Source organism: Mesorhizobium hawassense (assembly GCF_003289945.1).
GTDB classification, from domain to species: domain Bacteria; phylum Pseudomonadota; class Alphaproteobacteria; order Rhizobiales; family Rhizobiaceae; genus Mesorhizobium; species Mesorhizobium hawassense.
Window position 1 is genome coordinate 714,409 of the sequence record NZ_QMBP01000001.1, and the last position, 16,695, is coordinate 731,103.

The window sequence follows — 16,695 nt, forward strand, 5'->3', positions numbered from 1 at the left end:
TCCCCAAGCCCCCGTTGTCGTTGCCCGCCCAGCCCCGCGGACCAATGAATCGCTATGCGCGACCGTATACGTCGTCGAAGCGCACTATGTCATCCTCGCCGAGATAGTCGCCGCTCTGAACTTCGATGATCACCAGGTCGATCTTGCCCGGATTCTCGAGCCTGTGCTTGTGCCCGCAAGGGATGTAGGTCGATTGGTTCGTCGCCAGGAACAGTTCCTCGTCGCCGTTGACCACTTTCGCCGAGCCACTGACCACGACCCAATGCTCCGAACGATGATGGTGCATCTGCAGGCTCAGGCGCCGCCCGGGCTTGACCTCGATGCGCTTGATCTTGAAGCGGTCGCCTTCCTCCAGAACCGTATAGGTGCCCCATGGCCGGTGCACGGTCGAGTGAAGCAGATGCGCCTCGTGCCCGGAAGCCTTCAGCCCCTCGAACAGTTTCTTTACGTCCTGGACCCGGTCGCGGGAAGCCACCAGCAGCGCGTCCGGTGAATCCACGATCACCAGGTCGCTCACGCCGACAGTGCCGATGACGCGTTTGTCCGAACTGATATAGCTGTCCGCCGTGTCCACCGTGTGGACATCCCCGCGGATCCTGTTCCCGCGGCCATCCGCCGGGGTCAGCTCCGCCATCGCGTTCCACGATCCGATGTCGTTCCACGCCATCTCGCAGGGCACCACCGCGAGGTTGCGCGTCTTCTCCATCACCGCGTGATCGAGCGAGATGCGCGGCGCGAGCGCGAAATGTTCGGACGAAAGTTCGATCCTGTCGGACTCTCCGTTGTTGTTGGCGTGTCCGTGCTCATAGCTCGCGGCAACCGCCTCGAGCACGGCAGGACAATGCGCGGCCATCGCATCGAGCATGGTCTGTGACTTGAAGCAGAAGATGCCGGCGTTCCAGAAGAAGCGCCCCGATGCAAGGTAGGCCTTGGCCGTTTCGAGGTCAGGCTTCTCCACGAAACGGATGACCTTCTCGCCATCGGCTTCGATATAGCCGAAGGCGGTGTCCGGCCGGCTTGGCCTGATGCCAAGGGTGGCGATCAGCCCTTGCCGCGCATGCTCGATGGCCCGGCCCATGACATTTGTGAACGCCGCCAGGTCGCCGATCATGTGGTCGGCCGGGAAAACGCACAAGATCGCGTCCGGGCCTTGGGTTGCGTTGGCGTGGATCACGGCCGCGGCAACCGCGGCCGCCGTGTCGCGCCCTTCCGGCTCGAGAAGGAAAGTATGCGGCGGAACCGCCGGCGATAATTCGTCGAAATCGTCCTTCGTCAGGAAGAGGTGGTCCCTGGAGGTCACCGCGACGAGTTCCGCGACGTCCTTCAGCGAGATCGCCCGCAGCACGGTGTGCTGGATCAGCGAGCGTCCGTCCGCCACCTTGAGGAAGGGCTTGGGGTGCGATTGCCTGGACGCCGGCCAGAGCCGCGACCCGGCGCCGCCGCTGATGATGACGGGAACCACTTTCATTCAAGGGCCTCTCACTCGTCCGCCAGTCTGGTGTTCCGCGCCCGTTCGAGGGCTATTGTCACAATTTCAGTCGCCCTGTCATGGCTGGCGGCCTCGGCATAGCAACGAAACTCCGGAGCGTTGCCCGAAGGCCGCAGATGGACGATCTCGCCGCTGGCCATCCGCGCCCGCAGGCCGTCGGTCACATCGACGTCCGCGACGGTGCCGAAAGGAGAGAGGAACTCTTGCAGCGCGTCGCGGTCGGTCAATCGACGCATCAGCCCGCGCGATTTCTCGACCGGGAAGTTCTCGAGCCGCTCGCTGGCGCAGACCGGAAGATTCCAGGTTTCGCGCAGGCTGCACAGCGATTTGCCCGTCGATGCCATCGTGCCCAGCACCGCCAGGATCGGCAAGAAGGAGTCCCGCGTCGGCAGCGCCGACAAAATCCTGCCGTTCACCGGGCAGTCCGATCCCAGAAGAACCCCGCCATTGGCTTCGAAGCCGACGACGACACCGCCCGCCTGCCGCGCGGCGTCCATTCCCGCGATGACGAAGGGGGACCCGACCTTCGTTCTCCTGACGCTGAATCCGAAAGCCTCGGAGATGCCTGAATTGGAGGTGACCGGCGTCACCACGGTGTCGGCCTTAAGAAACAGGGCCGTGGCCAGCCCGATCAGGTCGCCGCGGAACAGCTCGCCATTTTCATCGATGACAAGCGGACGATCGGCATCGGCATCGGCCGAGAGCACGGCGTCGAACTTGAATTCGCGCGCCCAGCCGTTCGCCTTTGCCATCGTTTCCTGGCTGACGGCTTCCGTATCGACCGGCACGAACGTTTCTGATTTGCCGACGGGGATTACTTCGGCGCCGTAGGATCGCAGGACCTCGACCAGCGGCTCCGCCGCGACGGTGCTGTGCTGGTAGACGCCGAGCCTCATTCCGGAAAGGGCGCCAGGAGCGAGGATAGCCTCGACACGGTCTCGAAACGCCGCGAGCGCCTGTTCATGGCCAGTTTCCCGGTCGGCACGGACCGGCGGCCATGGATATTGGTCCGACAGGTCAGCGACATAAGAGGTGATCGCTGCCTCGTCGGCTTTGTCGATCTCGCCCTTTGGCCCATAGAACTTGATGCCGTTGCGGTCGGCGGGAATATGCGAGCCGGTCACCATCAACGCCGCGCCGCCCTGACGAAGAGCGTAAAAGGCGAGAGCCGGTGTCGGGATCGGCCCGCAATCGACCGGCTGAAAACCGGACGCGGCCAGTGCCGCCATGCAGTCCTCGGCAATTGCCGGACTGCTGTCGCGCAAGTCGCGACCGACGAAAACCTTGCCTTGCTGAAATCCGGTCGCCCGCAAGCGCCGGGCAAAACCCTCGGTGTAAAGTCCGCTTGGCCTTCCAACCAATTCGGAAGCCAAACCCCGAACGCCGCTTGACCCGAACTTCATCAGTCTGCTTTTGCCGTTGGAAGATCGCCGCTACTTATTGGAGTGAGCCGGGCTGTCAACAGCAAAAAATACCTCGAAACCTGCGCTTTCCCTAATATCCCCACACCGCCAGTTCGTTGCCGGCCGGATCGGTGAAATGAAACCGCCTCCCGCCGGGGAAGGAAAAGATCGGCTTGACGACGGTGCCGCCGGCGTTTTCCACCGCGTCCAGCGTTTCCTCGAGATTTTCCGAGTAGAGAACGGGCAGCGGCTTGGCCGCTGCTTCGCCGGCATCGGCCTGGAAACCGCCGTCGAGCCCTTCGGCAAAGGCGGAATAGGTCGGGCCGTAATCGGTGAACGACCATGAAAAGGCGGCGCTGTAGAAAGATTTGACGCTGTCCAGCGTGCCGCCTGTCGCCGGCAATTCCAGATAGTCGAGTTTTCCGTTGAGTTTCATTACGCTACTCCACTATGTTCCTGTTATGTTCTATATGGCGCCATACCCGTCGGCAAGTCTTTTTGACGCAGCGTTTGCTTAATCGATTTTAGCGGCGGTGCTTGCTTTGCCGGTGCCTTGCCTTTCGCACTGCAGCATCCTATCGCTCGAACCGCGAGGGCGGGGAACCGGGCCATGGTCCGGATGTTTCTATCTTCCACGAACTGGAGGGCAAGCATGACCAAGTGGGTTTACACCTTCGGCGACGGCGCCGCTGAAGGCCGTGCTGGCGACCGCAACCTTCTCGGCGGCAAGGGTGCCAATCTGGCCGAGATGTGCAGCCTCGGACTGCCGGTGCCGCCTGGTTTCACCATCACCACCGAAGTCTGCAACGCCTATTACGCCAATGGCCGTACCTATCCCGGCGCGCTTGAGGCGAATGTCGTCTCCGCGCTCGACCATATCGGCCAGATCACCGGCCGCCGCTTCGGCGATCCTTCGAAGCTGCTGCTGGTCTCCGTGCGCTCCGGCGCGCGCGCCTCCATGCCAGGCATGATGGATACGGTGCTCAATCTCGGCCTCAACGACGAGACGGTCGAGGCTTTGGCTGCCGATTCCGGCGATCCGCGTTTTGCCTATGACAGCTACCGCCGCTTCATCCAGATGTATTCCGACGTCGTCATGGGCCTCGACCACGAAGTGTTCGAGGAAATCCTCGAGGACGAGAAGGCGAGCCTCGGCCACGAGCTCGACACCGAGCTGACGGCCGCCGAATGGCAGGGCGTGATTTCGCTCTACAAGGCCAAGGTCGAGGAAGAGCTCGACAAGCCGTTCCCGCAGGATCCGCGCGAGCAGCTCTGGGGCGCGATCGGCGCCGTGTTCTCGAGCTGGATGAACAACCGCGCCATCACCTATCGGCGCCTGCACGACATTCCCGAAAGCTGGGGCACGGCGGTCAACGTCCAGGCCATGGTGTTCGGCAATATGGGCGATACGTCCGCCACCGGCGTCGCCTTCACCCGCAATCCCTCGACCGGCGACAGGCAGCTTTACGGCGAGTTCCTGGTCAACGCGCAGGGCGAGGACGTTGTGGCCGGCATCCGCACGCCGCAGAACATCACCGAGGCGGCGCGCATCGCCGCCGGCTCCGACAAGCCGTCGCTGCAGAAACTGATGCCCGACGCCTTCCAGGCCTTCGTCGACATCTCCGACCGGCTGGAGAAGCACTACCGCGACATGCAGGACCTCGAATTCACCATCGAGCGCGGCAAATTGTGGATGCTGCAGACCCGCTCCGGCAAGCGCACCGCCAAGGCGGCGCTGAAGATCGCCGTCGAGATGGCGAAGGACGGGCTGATCACCAAGGAGGAGGCGGTCGCTCGCATCGATGCGGCCTCGCTCGACCAGCTCCTGCATCCGACCATCGACCCGAAGGCGGCGCGCGACGTCATCGGCATGGGCCTGCCTGCCTCGCCGGGCGCCGCCACCGGCGAGATCGTCTTTTCGTCCGCCGATGCCGAGGACGCCAGGGCGCAGGGGCGCAAGGTGATCCTGGTGCGCATCGAGACCAGCCCGGAGGACATCCACGGCATGCATGCCGCCGAAGGCATCCTCACCACGCGCGGCGGCATGACCAGCCATGCCGCGGTGGTGGCGCGCGGCATGGGCAAGCCCTGCGTGTCGGGCGCCGGCTCGCTGCGCGTCGATTACAAGGCCGGCACGCTGCTCTCGATGGGCCAGACCTTCCGCAAGGGCGACATCATCACCATCGACGGCGGCAATGGCCAGGTGCTGAAGGGCGCGGTCGCCATGCTGCAGCCGGAGCTGTCGGGCGACTTCGCCGCCATCATGGAATGGGCCGACGCCGCGCGCCGCATGAAGGTGCGCACCAATGCCGAGACGCCGCTGGATGCGCGCATGGCGCGCTCCTTCGGCGCCGAGGGCATCGGCCTTTGCCGCACCGAGCATATGTTCTTCGACGGCGCCCGCATCGTGGCCATGCGCGAGATGATACTGGCCGACACCGAGAAGGACAGGCGAGCGGCGCTCGGCAAGCTGCTGCCCATGCAGCGCTCCGACTTCCTCGAACTGTTCGAGATCATGGCCGGCCTGCCGGTGACGATCCGCCTGCTCGACCCGCCGCTGCATGAATTCCTGCCGAAGACCGAGGCCGAGCTCGCCGAGGTGGCGACTGCCATGAATGTTTCGGCCGACAAGCTCAGGCAGCGCACCGAGGCGCTCCACGAGTTCAACCCGATGCTCGGTCATCGCGGCTGTCGGCTCGCCGTCTCCTATCCGGAGATCGCCGAGATGCAGGCGCGCGCCATCTTCGAGGCGGCGGTCGAGGCTGGCCGCAAGGCCGGCGCGCTGGTGGTGCCGGAGATCATGGTGCCGCTGGTCGGCCTCGTGAAGGAGCTGGAATACGTCAAGGCGCGCATCGACGCGGTGGCGCAAAGCGTCATGCAGGAGACCGGCACCAAGATCGACTACCTGACCGGCACGATGATCGAATTGCCGCGCGCGGCGATCCGGGCCCACGTCATTGCAGAAGCGGCCGAATTCTTCTCCTTCGGCACCAACGATCTGACCCAGACGACCTTCGGCATCTCGCGCGACGACGCGGCTTCCTTCCTCGAAACCTACCGGCAGAAGGGCATCATCGAGCAGGATCCTTTCGTCTCGCTCGACATCGACGGCGTCGGCGAGCTGGTGCGTATCGCGGCCGAAAAAGGCAAGGCGACGCGGCCAGACATCAAGCTCGGCATCTGCGGCGAGCATGGCGGCGACCCGGCATCGATCCGCTTTTGCGAGGCGGTCGGCCTCGACTATGTGTCGTGCTCGCCCTATCGCGTGCCGATCGCCCGGCTGGCCGCGGCGCAGGCCGCAGTTGCGACTGCGAAGGGTGCCGCAAAACGCGCCTGACCGGAGCTTGGTCAGCGGCATCCGGATGCCTTACCGTTTTGTATGGAATGTCACGCGAACGTGCGCGTGACGGCCCTGAATCTCGACATCGTTTCGAGGCAGTTTCCAACACCGAACTTATTGGTGTCAGAAACTCATGCTGCAGATTTCCCCCACGACCTACCGATCGATCCTGATCCTGCAGACCAAGTTCATCGGTGACATCGTGCTAGCCTCGGCGCTGGCGAAGAACCTGCAGCTCGAATATCCGGGCGCCAGGATCGTGTTTCTGTGCGAAGCGCATTTCGCCAGGTTCCTGACGGCACACGGCATTGCCGCCCAAGTCGTCCCCTTCAGCCGCGCCAGGATGCGCGGCTCGCCGTTCGAGCGGGGACGCGAGTTGTTCCGTACGGTGCGCACTCTGCGGCAGCACCGCTTCGACATGACCATCGACATCACCGACTCGAAAACCTCGCGGATTATTTCCAGACTGGTCAATACGCCCGTCAGGGTCGGCTATTTTCCGTCGGAGCGGCGGCTGCGCTGGTATGAGCGCCAGCCAGCCAATGTCAGGATGAAGCCGTTCGGATTCGGCGAAAAACATCATCTCTACCGTTATTTGTCTCCATTGGAGGCGCTTGGCGTCGACCTGCGCGTCAGGGTGCCGGCCATTCGACCGCTGCCTTTCGAGACGACACGCGCGCTGGCGCTGCTGGCCAGACACCATATCCAGCCGGACGCCTTTGTCGCGGTCCATGCCGGAGCAAGCTTCGTCGGGCGCCGCTGGCAGCCGGAGCGCTTTGCCGAGGCAATCGACAGGATCGCCGGCGAAACCGGCCTGCGTGTGGTTCTGGTCGGCGGCCCGGGCGAAAACGAAGCGGCCGACGCGATCCTGGCCGCGGCGAAGACGCCTGTCGTCGACCTGACGGGTGCGCTGCGTCTGGAAACGCTGCTTGCCTTGCTCAAGGAGGCGCGGCTGTTTCTCGGCAACGAAAGCGGCCCGATGCATATGGCCGCTGCGGCCGGCACGCCGGTCGTTGGCCTGTTCGGCCTGACCAACCCGGTCCGCTGGGCGCCGGTCGGCGTCCCCAGCATCTCGCTGCGGCCATCCATGCCTTGCGACTGTGTCGGCGGCGACCTGTGCCGGCGGACCGACCCAAGCAAGGCATGCTGCGTCTGGCGCCTGGAAGTCGATCCGGTGGTGGAAGCGGTGCTGGAACTCCTGGCGCGCACCGAGATGGTTCTGGACGCCGCGGTCTGACATTTACGGAATTTCATTGCCGCCTCGAAGCTTTTGGGGGCGCGCAAAGACTCATTATGGTCCAGGGCGTAATCGTCCTGTATATGAGATCACGTTCACATAAGCGTGATGGTCCACATGTCGACATCTCCGCCCAGCTTCGCGGATTCCGATCCGTCCGATGCCCTGACACGGATCTTGCCGGTTCGCCCTGGCCCCATCCGCTCGATCCTGATCCTGCAAACGAAGTACATTGGCGATCTCGTTCTTTCCTCCGCGCTGGCCAAAAACCTGCAGCTCGAATATCCCGGCGTCCGCATCGTCTTTCTCTGCGACGGCCGCTTCGCCGGTCTCCTCACGGCCAACGATATCGCCTCGGAGGTCGTGACCTTCCGCCGTTCCCACATGCGCGGATCGCCGCTGCGACGCGCGCAGGAGCTCGTTCTCACGCTCTTCAGGTTGCGCCGCTACCGTTTCGACATGGCCATCGACATCACCGATACGCGGACGTCGCGGTTCATCCTGGGGCTGGTGGGTGCACGGGTTCGCGTGGGGTATCAACGGCGCAAAAGACCCTTGCCATGGCTCGACCTCCAACCCGCCAATGTCAAGGCAAAGCCGTTCGGCTATGGCGAGCGGCACTTTCTATATCGCTATCTTTCGCCGCTGGAGGCGCTCGGCATAGACCTGCGCCAGCGGGTTCCCGCCATCGAGCCGCCATCGTCTCAGGCGACGAAAGCCTTGGCGCTGCTGGACAAGTTCCACCTTCGGCCGAACGCCTTCGTTGCGGTGCATGCCGGGGCAAGCTTCCCCGGTCGCCGCTGGCTGCCCGAGCGCTTCGCCGCCGCAATCGACCGGATATCGGCCGAAACTGGTCTGGGCGTCGCCCTGGTCGGCGGTCCGGATGAGAACGAGGCGGTCGAAAAGATCCTGGCGACGGCGAAGACGCCGGTCGTCAACCTCGTCGGAGAGCTCCCGCTCGAAACGTTGCCGGCGCTGTTCAAGCAGGCAAGGCTGTTTATCGGCAACGACAGCGGCCCCATGCACATGGCGGCCGCGGCCGGCACTCCCGTCGTCGGCCTGTTCGGCCTGCAGAAGCCGATCCACTGGGGACCGGTCGGCGCGCCGAGCATCTCGGTTCGCCCGTCCATGCCTTGCGACTGCGTCGCTAAAGATATCTGCCAACGGCCCGACGGCAACAAGGCATGTTGCGTCTGGCGCTTGGAGGTCGACACGGTCGTCGACGCCACGCTCGAATTGTTGGCGCGGACGCGGACGGCTCTGGAAGCCGCGGTGTAGGGCAAAGCAAATTTTCGCGACTGCTGCTCTTTGCGCTGTTTGCTGTCCCCATTTTCGCCTAGATGCCAGTTTTGTTGAGGCAAGTTTTGGCGCGGCGAATTGCCGAGCGCGCCGGCTTGGAATGGATGATGGGTTTGCTTCGAAACTCTATTTGCGCAATGGCGCTGTCGCTCTTCACCGCGTCGGCGGGCAATGCCACCGCCTTGCTCGAGCCGACGCTGCATGTGAAGCCACAGGGTGCCGAAGGCGGCGGTGGCCGCGTCGCCCTGACGCTCGATGCCTGCGGCGGAAAGACCGATACGAGGATCCTCTCGGCGCTTGTCGACAACAGGATACCGGCGACGATTTTCGTCACCGGCATCTGGCTGAAGCACAATGCCGAAGCCGTGGAGATCATGCGGGCGCACCCTGATCTGTTCGAACTGGAAAACCATGGTGGCCGCCACATTCCGGCGGTCGATACGCCGCGGAAGATCTACGGCATCCGCAGCGCCGGCAGTCCGGACGCCGTGCAGGCCGAGGTCGAGTCCGGGGCCGCGGCCCTGGCCAGCGCAGGCGGATCGGCGCCGAAATGGTTTCGCGGCGCCACCGCCGAGTACAGTCCGTCGGCAATCGCCATGATCCGCAAGCTGGGCTTCAAGGTCGCCGGCTTCTCGATCAACGGCGACGGCGGCTCGCTGCTCGGAGCGAAGGAGACCACCCGGCGTATCGCCGCCGCCAAGGATGGCGACGTCATCATAGCCCACATCAACCAGCCGACCCACGCGGCCGGCGAGGGCGTGGTTCAAGGGCTGCTCGCCCTGAAGCAGAAGGGCATGACCTTCGTGCGTCTGGACGACGCAGAGGGTGTCGGCAATGACGGCACCACGGATTGACCGGGTCACGGCCGGCGGGCTGAGATTAGGTCAGGCCGGCTTCACCCGAGTATCAATACAGCCTCAGTCGGGCTTGGCTTCGACTGCTACCTTGCTCGCATAGAACGCGCCGTGGTTGCGGATCTCGGTCATTTCGTCGAATGGCTGCTCATAGGCCCACATCGCATTCTGGCCGGCTTCGCCGGCAGGCAGGACGGTCCAGTAGCTGGCATCGCCCTTATACGGGCAATGCGTCGAATGCTCGGTGCCGGCGAGCTTGCTGAAATCGATATCGTCGAACGGGATGTAGAAGGCGTCCGGATAGGGCGCTTCCGACAGCACCTTGGCCCGGGTCGATCTGGCGATGACGGTGTCGCCGGCGCGCACGGTGACGCTGCCGCGATAGGGTTCGACGGTGATCACCTTGTCGGGATTGCGCTGAAAGCCGGGGGCAGGATTGGCGAGCTTGTCCATGAATAGTCTCCTGGAGCAATTCCAGGAAAGTACGAAGCGGTTTTCCGTTCGGAATTGCGTCAAAACAAAGAGAGAGCGTTTCGCCGTTCGGTGAAACGGTGAAACGTTCTCGGGGGGAGACTTACATGTGTCGGGCAAGCGCGCAGCGCAAGCTCGCGCGGCATGCTTACGCCATCACCATTCATTGAACCGTCTGTTGCCCGGTCCGTCAGGCGGCCGTCTTGAAGGCATCCATCAGGCCGGCATAGGCGGCGGCGATGCCTGCGACCGGATTGGTGCTTCTCGCCGCGGTTTCGACCTTCAGCGCCCCTCCGGAGGTCGGCAGCGTGAGCAGCAGGAACTGGCGATTGCCGGCATCGCCGATGCAGGCGGCCGCGACATGCTCGCCGTCAGCGCCGTTTTCAACGCGCATCTTGAACAGCAGCGTTCCGCCGACGGCCTCCAGCGCGCCGCCGACGACTTCGGCAAATTCATCTTCGGAAACGGCCTTGGTGTCCGGCGTCGGATCGTCCAGACTTTCGGCAAGCGTGCTTTCGAGAGCTTTTTCGTCGAGCTGCGCGTCCATGCGAACCACTCCATTCGCCAATCTCACCCAGCCCGTTAATGAACCTTAACGGCGACGATGGCCGGATTATGGCGGTTTCCGCAGGGGTTTCGTTCCGTCCACCGCCTTGAACTTATGGAAGCTGGACAATCCGCCGGATCGTTTCACAATGCGTGAAACAACGACGCGAAAGCGCAAGGGGAGGAATCGATGCTCGGACTGATGCAGCAATGGCCGTTGCTTTGCCACAAGCTGATCGACCATGCCGAACGCCAGCACGGTAGCCGCGAGGTTGTCTCGCGTTCGATCGAGGGGCCGATCGTGCGCACCACCTATGCCGAAATCCATCTCCGGGCGCTCAAGGTGGCGCAACGGCTGGAGCGTGACGGCTTCACGCTTGGCGACCGCATCGCCACGCTTGCCTGGAACACCGCCCGTCATATCGAGGCCTGGTACGGCATCATGGGTATCGGCGCGATCTATCACACGCTCAACCCGCGGCTTTTCCCCGAGCAGATTGCCTGGATCATGAACAATGCCGAGGACAAGGCTATCTTCGTCGACCTGACCTTCGTGCCGCTCCTCGAAAAGATCGCCGGCGCGGTCAAATCGTTGCGACAGGTGATCGTGCTGACCGACCGGGCACATATGCCGCAAACCTCTTTGCCGAACGCCGTCGCCTATGAGGAATGGCTGGCCGAGGCCGACGGCGCCTTCGCCTGGAAGACGTTCGACGAGAACACCGCCGCCGGCATGTGCTACACCTCGGGCACCACTGGCGATCCGAAAGGCGTCCTCTACAGTCACCGTTCGAACGTTCTCCACGCCATGATGGCCGCCATGCCCGATGCCATGGGCATGTCCACGCGCGACGTCATACTGCCTGTCGTGCCGATGTTCCACGCCAATGCCTGGGGCCTTGGCCAAAGCGGCCCGATGATCGGCTCCAAGCTGGTGATGCCCGGCTGCAAGATGGATGGCGCCTCGATCTACGAACTGCTCGACACCGAGAAGGTGACATTCAGCGCCGCCGTGCCGACGGTCTGGATGATGCTTCTGCAACATCTGGAGGAGACCGGCAAGAAACTGCCCTATCTGCGCAAGGTAGTCATCGGCGGCGCGTCCTGCCCGCGCGCCATCACCGCCAAGTTCCAGGACAATTATGACGTTCAGGTCGTCCACGCCTGGGGCATGACCGAGATGTCGCCGCTCGGTACCCTCTGCACCATGAAGCCCGCCTTCGAAGCGCTTACCGGCGAGGCCCGGCTGGATGTCCAGGGCAAGCAGGGTTTTGCGCCATTCGGCGTCGAAATGAAGGTGACCGACGACGACGACAACGCGCTGCCGTGGGACGGCAAGACCTTCGGGCATCTCAAGGTGCGCGGCCCGGCAATCGCCCGCGCCTATTACGGCGGCGCCGGCGCAGAGCAGTTCGACGCCAACGGCTGGTTCGATACCGGCGATGTGGCGCATATCGATGCCAGCGGCTACATGCAGATTACAGATCGAGCCAAGGATGTGATCAAGTCCGGCGGCGAATGGATATCGACCATCGACCTCGAAAACCTCGCCGTAGGCCATCCGGACGTGGCGGAAGCGGCGGCGATCGGCGTGCCGCATTCCAAATGGGGCGAGCGGCCGCTGCTTGTCGTGGTGCGCAAGCCCGGCAAGGAGCCGAGCAAGAGCGACATCCTGACCTTCATGAACGGCAAGCTGGCCAAATGGTGGATGCCCGACGACGTTGCCTTCGTCGGCGAAATTCCGCACACCGCCACCGGCAAGATCCAGAAGACGACCTTGCGCCAGCAGTTCAAGGATTATCGCCTGCCGACGGATTGACGAAAATGTTCGATCTTTCGGCTTCAAGCCCGCGCCGAAAACCGCTAACTCTCGGCCCGGGTTGGGACGATACGGCAAAGAATGGCAACTATTCCTGAACGGCAGACGTCGAGGGCGGCCGGCTGGTCGCGGCGGATCGGGGCATTTTCCCTCGTCCTTTTGCTCACGGTCCTTGCAGCCTACAGGCTCGATCTCGTCGAGACACCGCCTTTCCTATGGGTGCTCGCGCTCGTCGCGCTGCTGGCGGCGCTCGCCCTGTTGCTGGCAGGCTTCGGCCTGTCGAGGGTTTGGAGTTTCGGCGATCGCGGCGGTCGTGATCTCAGCATCGGCGCGCTGCTGGCGCTTCTGGTGTTGGCACCCTATGGCGTCGCCGTCTACTGGGCGACGGTCTATCCGCCGCTGCGTGACATCTCGACCGATCTCGACGACCCGCCGGCGCTGGACACCAGCGACCGCACCGGCGACATGAACGAGCTGCCGCCGCCGACGCCGGGCGAGCAGAGCCTGCAGGCCGATGCCTATCCGCTGGTCACCGGGCGCAGCTACAATTTGCCTTTCGAAACCGTCGTCGACGCGGTCGAAACCGTGCTTGACCGCCGCGACTGGCAACTGACGGCGCCCTATCCCGACATCAACGGCCAGAGCGAGGCGACGATCAATGCGCTGGCCAAGGGCTTCGCGCTGGGACTTCCCGCCGATGTCGCCATCCGCGTCACCGACGACGGCGATTCCGTGATCGTCGACATGCGCTCGGCCTCGCGCTACGGCCGCTACGACCTAGGCGACAACGCCGCGCGCATCACCGATTTCCTCGGCGAGCTCGACCAGGAGGTCGCCGGGCAGGTTGGCGCCGCGCCTGCGGAATAACCTACCCGGCAGGTGTGAAAATACCGTCGATCGCGGGCCCGCCTTCGGTCGCGACCAGGCCGCGCGCGACGACATCCTCGAGATGGGCGAGCACCGACAGGCCTGCGGCGCCGTGCAGCCGCGGGTCGGTGTCGCGATAGATCGCCGCGACCATTTCCTTGATCGTCCGGTCTCCGGCGCGGATGCGCTCGAGGATCGCCCTTTCGCGCATCTTGCGATGCGCCTTGAGGCCGCGCATGAACCTCCGGGGCGCTGTTACCGGTCCGCCATGGCCCGGCAGCAGCAGGCGATCGTCGCGCGCGAGCAGCCTGTCGAGGGAACTCATATAGTCGGCCATGGCGCCGTCCGGCGGCGCGACGATCGAGGTCGACCACGCCATGACATGGTCGGCCGAAAACAGGGTTCCGGCGCCTTCCAGGGCGAACACGGCGTGATTGGCGGTGTGGCCGGGCGTCAGCACGGTGCGGATTGCCCAGCCGTCGCCCTGTGTCAGCGCATCGTCGGCCAGCACGATATCGGGAACGAAACCCAGGTCGGCGCTGGCGTCGAGGGGATTGACCTCGCCGATGCGCAAAACTCGCGCCGACCGATGCGGGCCTTCGGCGAGCGTTGGCGCGCCGGTGCGCTGCTTCAGCCGCGCCGCCAGGGGCGAGTGGTCGCGATGGGTGTGGCTGACGAAGATGTGGCTGACCGGCCTGCCGCCGATCGCCGCCAGCAGCGTTTCGAGATGGGCGTCGTCTTCCGGCCCTGGATCGATCACTGCCAGCGTATCGCGGCCGACCAGATAGCTATTGGTGCCATGGAAGGTGAATGGGCTCGGATTTCTGGCGGTGATGCGCAGCACGTCCGGCGCAACCGCGACCGCCTGGCCGTAGGCCGGATTGAAGCTGGTGTCGAATTCAAGGGCCATGCCGGGGGCTCCGTTGCAATGCGGCAAAATGATTGCCGCCCGATACGGAAGCCAATATAGGAAAACTAGTGCATGTCGCCCAAAAGTGCGCAGCGGTTTTGGGAGAACGACATCCATTAAGACAAAGTTTGAAGCGCGTTGCCTGAAATCCGTTTCTCCGCGGCGCGCTTCAAGCAGCAAATCGGCCACAACGGGGAAGACCATGGCAATTGCAACCACGATGCGTCCGCTCGTATCTCTCACCTTGCCGGATCGAGGCGCTGCCCGGCTCGCCACCCAGCTCTTTCTGGCGCTTGCCGGAACCCTGCTGCTCACGCTTTCGGCCAAGACGAAAGTGTTGCTCGGCCCGGTCGACATTTCGCTCCAGACGCTCGCCGTGCTGTTGATCGCCTCGGCCTTCGGCCTGCGGCTGGCGGTCGCGACGCTGCTTCTCTACCTCGCCGAGGGCGCTTTTGGCTGGCCCGTCTTCCAGGGCACGCCGGAAAAGGGCATCGGCGTCGCCTATATGCTGGGCTCGACCGGCGGCTATCTTGCCGGTTTCGTGGTCATGGCGGCAATCGCCGGCTGGGCCGCCGACCGCGGCTGGGACCGCAATCCCTTCAAGCTGCTCGGCGCCATGCTGACTGGCGAGATCGTCATGATGGCGATGGGCTTTGCCTGGCTGGCGGTGCTCATCGGACCGGAAAAGTCCTGGCAGTTCGGCGTCCTGCCGTTCATCGTCGGCGACCTGATCAAGGTGGCCCTGGCCGCCAGCCTCGTGCCGGCCGTGTGGGCGCTGCTCAAGCGCGGCTGAGCCCGAAACAACAAAAAAAGCCGGCTGGCTCGCCACCTGCCGGCTTTTTCGTGTCCGCGCCGTCCGATCGAATCGCTTCCGGGTGCCGGCTTGACTGCAAGTGGCGAGATTAAATCCGATATTAGGACATGCTAGGGCATAAACGAACGAGCCGACATACGAAACTCGACCGCGGGCAGCTCGATTGCTGAGCGTGCCCCCGGCAGCTCGACGGAGAGCCTGTTGAAGGGAATAATTCTGGCCGGGGGGAGCGGAACACGCCTCTATCCGCTCACGATAGCGGTCTCCAAGCAAATCCTGCCGATCTACGACAAGCCGATGATCTATTATCCGCTGAGCGTGCTCATGCTCGCGGGAATACGCCAGATCATGGTCATCTCGACCCCGCGCGACCTGCCGGTTTTTCAGGCTTTGCTTGGCGACGGCTCGGAATTCGGTCTCGAGCTTTCCTATGCCGAGCAGCCGCAGCCCAACGGCCTCGCCGAAGCCTTCATCATCGGCCGTGATTTCATCGGCAAGGACAATGTTTCGATGATCCTCGGCGACAACATCTATTTCGGCGACGGGCTGTCCAAGCTCTGCCGGACGGCGGCGTCGCGCGAAAGCGGCGCTTCGGTCTTCGCCTACCATGTCGAGGACCCCGAGCGTTACGGCGTGGTTTCGTTCGACAAGGCAACCGGCAGGGCGCTGACGATCGAGGAAAAGCCGCTCAAGCCGAAATCCAACTGGGCCGTCACCGGTCTCTATTTCTACGACAACAGGGTCGTCGACATCGCCTCCACGATCCGGCCCTCGGCGCGCGGCGAGCTCGAGATCACGGCCGTCAACAACGCCTATCTTGAGCGCGGCGAGCTGCAGGTCCACCGGCTTGGCCGCGGCTACGCCTGGCTCGATACCGGCACGCATGACAGCCTGCACGAAGCGTCGTTCTTCGTGCGTACCATCGAACACCGCCAGGGCATCAAGGTCGCTTGCCCCGAGGAGATCGCCTTCGAGCAGGGCTGGCTCGACGCCGACAAGGTCCTCGATCGCGCCGCGCGCCTCGGCAAGAATGAATATGCCGCCTATCTTCGCAGGCGGGTCGCCGATCTGATGGAGGATCAGGGTGCTTGAGGTCAGGGCGCTCGACCTGGAGGGCGTGCTGGAGATCGTGCCGAAGCGGCACGGCGACGCGCGCGGCTATTTCTGCGAGACCTGGAATGTGGAGCGCTTTGCTCAAGCAGGCATCGCCCTGACCTTCGTGCAGGACAACCATTCCTATTCCGCGGCCGCCGGTGTCCTGCGAGGCCTGCACTATCAATTGCCGCCGCGCGCCCAGGACAAGCTGCTGCGCGTGGTGCGGGGCAGCGTCTTCGACGTCGTCGTCGACATCCGCCGCTCTTCGCCGACTTTCGGAAAATGGTCGGCATTGGAAATCTCGGCCGAGAAGGGGAACCAGATCCTGGTGCCGAAGGGATATGCGCACGGCTTCGTCACGCTCGTCCCCGACACCGAGATTCTGTATAAGGTCACCGATAGCTATTCGCCGGAGCACGACCGGTCGATCCGTTTCGACGACCCCGCCATCGGCATCGCGTGGCCGTCGCTTGCCGGCGGCTTCCAGCTTTCTGACAAGGACCGCAAGGCGCCACTGCTCGGCGAGGCGGAGGTTTTCGGGTGAGGGAGGA

15 protein-coding genes are annotated in these 16,695 nt (G+C 63.9%); 9 read left to right on the forward strand and 6 right to left on the reverse strand.

The window, feature by feature from the left end:
• Window positions 1-52: 52 nt before the first annotated feature.
• The 3 genes from DPM33_RS03200 to DPM33_RS03210 all read right to left on the reverse strand — a co-directional run bounded on the left by DPM33_RS03200 (window position 53) and on the right by DPM33_RS03210 (window position 3,328).
• Window positions 53-1,468 carry a mannose-1-phosphate guanylyltransferase/mannose-6-phosphate isomerase gene (locus DPM33_RS03200; RefSeq protein WP_112095462.1) on the reverse strand — a complete coding sequence of 472 codons (1,416 nt, stop codon included), beginning with the start codon at window positions 1,466-1,468 and terminating at the stop codon, window positions 53-55.
• A gap of 11 nt (window positions 1,469-1,479) precedes the next feature.
• Window positions 1,480-2,892: a phosphomannomutase gene (locus DPM33_RS03205; protein WP_112095464.1), complete on the reverse strand. Its 1,413-nt coding sequence runs from the start codon at window positions 2,890-2,892 to the stop codon at window positions 1,480-1,482.
• Between the two features lie 91 nt (window positions 2,893-2,983).
• A complete protein-coding gene (locus tag DPM33_RS03210) occupies window positions 2,984-3,328 on the reverse strand; it encodes a VOC family protein (RefSeq protein WP_112095466.1) in 345 nt (114 codons plus the stop codon).
• Between the two features lie 216 nt (window positions 3,329-3,544).
• On the opposite strand from DPM33_RS03210, the gene ppdK reads away from it, so the two are divergent.
• The 4 genes from ppdK (at window position 3,545) to DPM33_RS03230 (ending at window position 9,622) form a co-directional block, all read left to right on the forward strand.
• Window positions 3,545-6,229: a pyruvate, phosphate dikinase gene (gene ppdK, locus DPM33_RS03215; protein ID WP_112095467.1), complete on the forward strand. Its 2,685-nt coding sequence runs from the start codon at window positions 3,545-3,547 to the stop codon at window positions 6,227-6,229.
• A 136-nt stretch (window positions 6,230-6,365) separates the two neighbouring features.
• Complete coding sequence (locus DPM33_RS03220) at window positions 6,366-7,469, forward strand: glycosyltransferase family 9 protein (RefSeq protein ID WP_112095468.1); 1,104 nt, start codon at window positions 6,366-6,368, stop codon at window positions 7,467-7,469.
• 177 nt (window positions 7,470-7,646) lie between these two features.
• Window positions 7,647-8,747, forward strand: a complete 1,101-nt coding sequence (locus DPM33_RS03225; protein WP_245441973.1) for a glycosyltransferase family 9 protein — start codon at window positions 7,647-7,649, stop codon at window positions 8,745-8,747.
• 158 nt (window positions 8,748-8,905) lie between these two features.
• Window positions 8,906-9,622, forward strand: coding sequence for a polysaccharide deacetylase family protein (locus DPM33_RS03230; protein WP_425373464.1), 717 nt, complete (start codon window positions 8,906-8,908; stop codon window positions 9,620-9,622).
• 63 nt (window positions 9,623-9,685) lie between these two features.
• Here DPM33_RS03230 and DPM33_RS03235 read toward each other — a convergent pair whose 3' ends face one another.
• Window positions 9,686-10,075: a DUF427 domain-containing protein gene (locus DPM33_RS03235; RefSeq protein WP_112095470.1), complete on the reverse strand. Its 390-nt coding sequence runs from the start codon at window positions 10,073-10,075 to the stop codon at window positions 9,686-9,688.
• A gap of 208 nt (window positions 10,076-10,283) precedes the next feature.
• Window positions 10,284-10,640: a hypothetical protein gene (locus DPM33_RS03240; protein WP_112095471.1), complete on the reverse strand. Its 357-nt coding sequence runs from the start codon at window positions 10,638-10,640 to the stop codon at window positions 10,284-10,286.
• 189 nt (window positions 10,641-10,829) lie between these two features.
• Here DPM33_RS03240 and DPM33_RS03245 point away from each other — a divergent pair, with 189 nt between their 5' ends.
• Window positions 10,830-12,458 (forward strand): fatty-acid--CoA ligase, encoded by a 1,629-nt coding sequence (locus DPM33_RS03245; protein WP_112095473.1) that lies wholly within the window; start codon window positions 10,830-10,832, stop codon window positions 12,456-12,458.
• A gap of 81 nt (window positions 12,459-12,539) precedes the next feature.
• Window positions 12,540-13,325 (forward strand): DUF1499 domain-containing protein, encoded by a 786-nt coding sequence (locus DPM33_RS03250; protein WP_112095474.1) that lies wholly within the window; start codon window positions 12,540-12,542, stop codon window positions 13,323-13,325.
• 1 nt (window position 13,326) lies between these two features.
• Here the strand turns inward: DPM33_RS03250 and DPM33_RS03255 are convergent, their stop codons facing one another.
• Window positions 13,327-14,235 (reverse strand): MBL fold metallo-hydrolase, encoded by a 909-nt coding sequence (locus DPM33_RS03255; RefSeq protein WP_112095476.1) that lies wholly within the window; start codon window positions 14,233-14,235, stop codon window positions 13,327-13,329.
• Window positions 14,236-14,437: 202 nt separating this feature from the next.
• On the opposite strand from DPM33_RS03255, the gene DPM33_RS03260 reads away from it, so the two are divergent.
• The 3 genes from DPM33_RS03260 to rfbC all read left to right on the forward strand — a co-directional run bounded on the left by DPM33_RS03260 (window position 14,438) and on the right by rfbC (window position 16,688).
• Window positions 14,438-15,028 carry a biotin transporter BioY gene (locus DPM33_RS03260; protein WP_112095478.1) on the forward strand — a complete coding sequence of 197 codons (591 nt, stop codon included), beginning with the start codon at window positions 14,438-14,440 and terminating at the stop codon, window positions 15,026-15,028.
• A 222-nt stretch (window positions 15,029-15,250) separates the two neighbouring features.
• A complete protein-coding gene (gene rfbA / locus DPM33_RS03265; RefSeq protein ID WP_112095480.1) occupies window positions 15,251-16,141 on the forward strand; it encodes a glucose-1-phosphate thymidylyltransferase RfbA in 891 nt (296 codons plus the stop codon).
• Window positions 16,134-16,688 carry a dTDP-4-dehydrorhamnose 3,5-epimerase gene (gene rfbC, locus DPM33_RS03270; protein WP_112095482.1) on the forward strand — a complete coding sequence of 185 codons (555 nt, stop codon included), beginning with the start codon at window positions 16,134-16,136 and terminating at the stop codon, window positions 16,686-16,688. Before rfbA ends, rfbC begins: the two co-directional genes overlap by 8 nt.
• Window positions 16,689-16,695: the final 7 nt, after the last annotated feature.

Bases quoted from the DNA above. Each gene is read 5' to 3' on its own strand.
- DPM33_RS03200 (WP_112095462.1), bottom strand. From the start codon at position 1,468: ATGAAAGTGGTTCCCGTCATCATCAGCGGCGGCGCCGGGTCGCGGCTC.
- DPM33_RS03205 (WP_112095464.1), bottom strand. From the start codon at position 2,892: ATGAAGTTCGGGTCAAGCGGCGTTCGGGGTTTGGCTTCCGAATTGGTT.
- DPM33_RS03210 (WP_112095466.1), bottom strand. From the start codon at position 3,328: ATGAAACTCAACGGAAAACTCGACTATCTGGAATTGCCGGCGACAGGC.
- ppdK (WP_112095467.1), top strand. From the start codon at position 3,545: ATGACCAAGTGGGTTTACACCTTCGGCGACGGCGCCGCTGAAGGCCGT.
- DPM33_RS03220 (WP_112095468.1), top strand. From the start codon at position 6,366: ATGCTGCAGATTTCCCCCACGACCTACCGATCGATCCTGATCCTGCAG.
- DPM33_RS03230 (WP_425373464.1), top strand. From the start codon at position 8,906: ATGGCGCTGTCGCTCTTCACCGCGTCGGCGGGCAATGCCACCGCCTTG.
- DPM33_RS03235 (WP_112095470.1), bottom strand. From the start codon at position 10,075: ATGGACAAGCTCGCCAATCCTGCCCCCGGCTTTCAGCGCAATCCCGAC.
- DPM33_RS03240 (WP_112095471.1), bottom strand. From the start codon at position 10,640: ATGGACGCGCAGCTCGACGAAAAAGCTCTCGAAAGCACGCTTGCCGAA.
- DPM33_RS03245 (WP_112095473.1), top strand. From the start codon at position 10,830: ATGCTCGGACTGATGCAGCAATGGCCGTTGCTTTGCCACAAGCTGATC.
- DPM33_RS03250 (WP_112095474.1), top strand. From the start codon at position 12,540: ATGGCAACTATTCCTGAACGGCAGACGTCGAGGGCGGCCGGCTGGTCG.
- DPM33_RS03255 (WP_112095476.1), bottom strand. From the start codon at position 14,235: ATGGCCCTTGAATTCGACACCAGCTTCAATCCGGCCTACGGCCAGGCG.
- DPM33_RS03260 (WP_112095478.1), top strand. From the start codon at position 14,438: ATGGCAATTGCAACCACGATGCGTCCGCTCGTATCTCTCACCTTGCCG.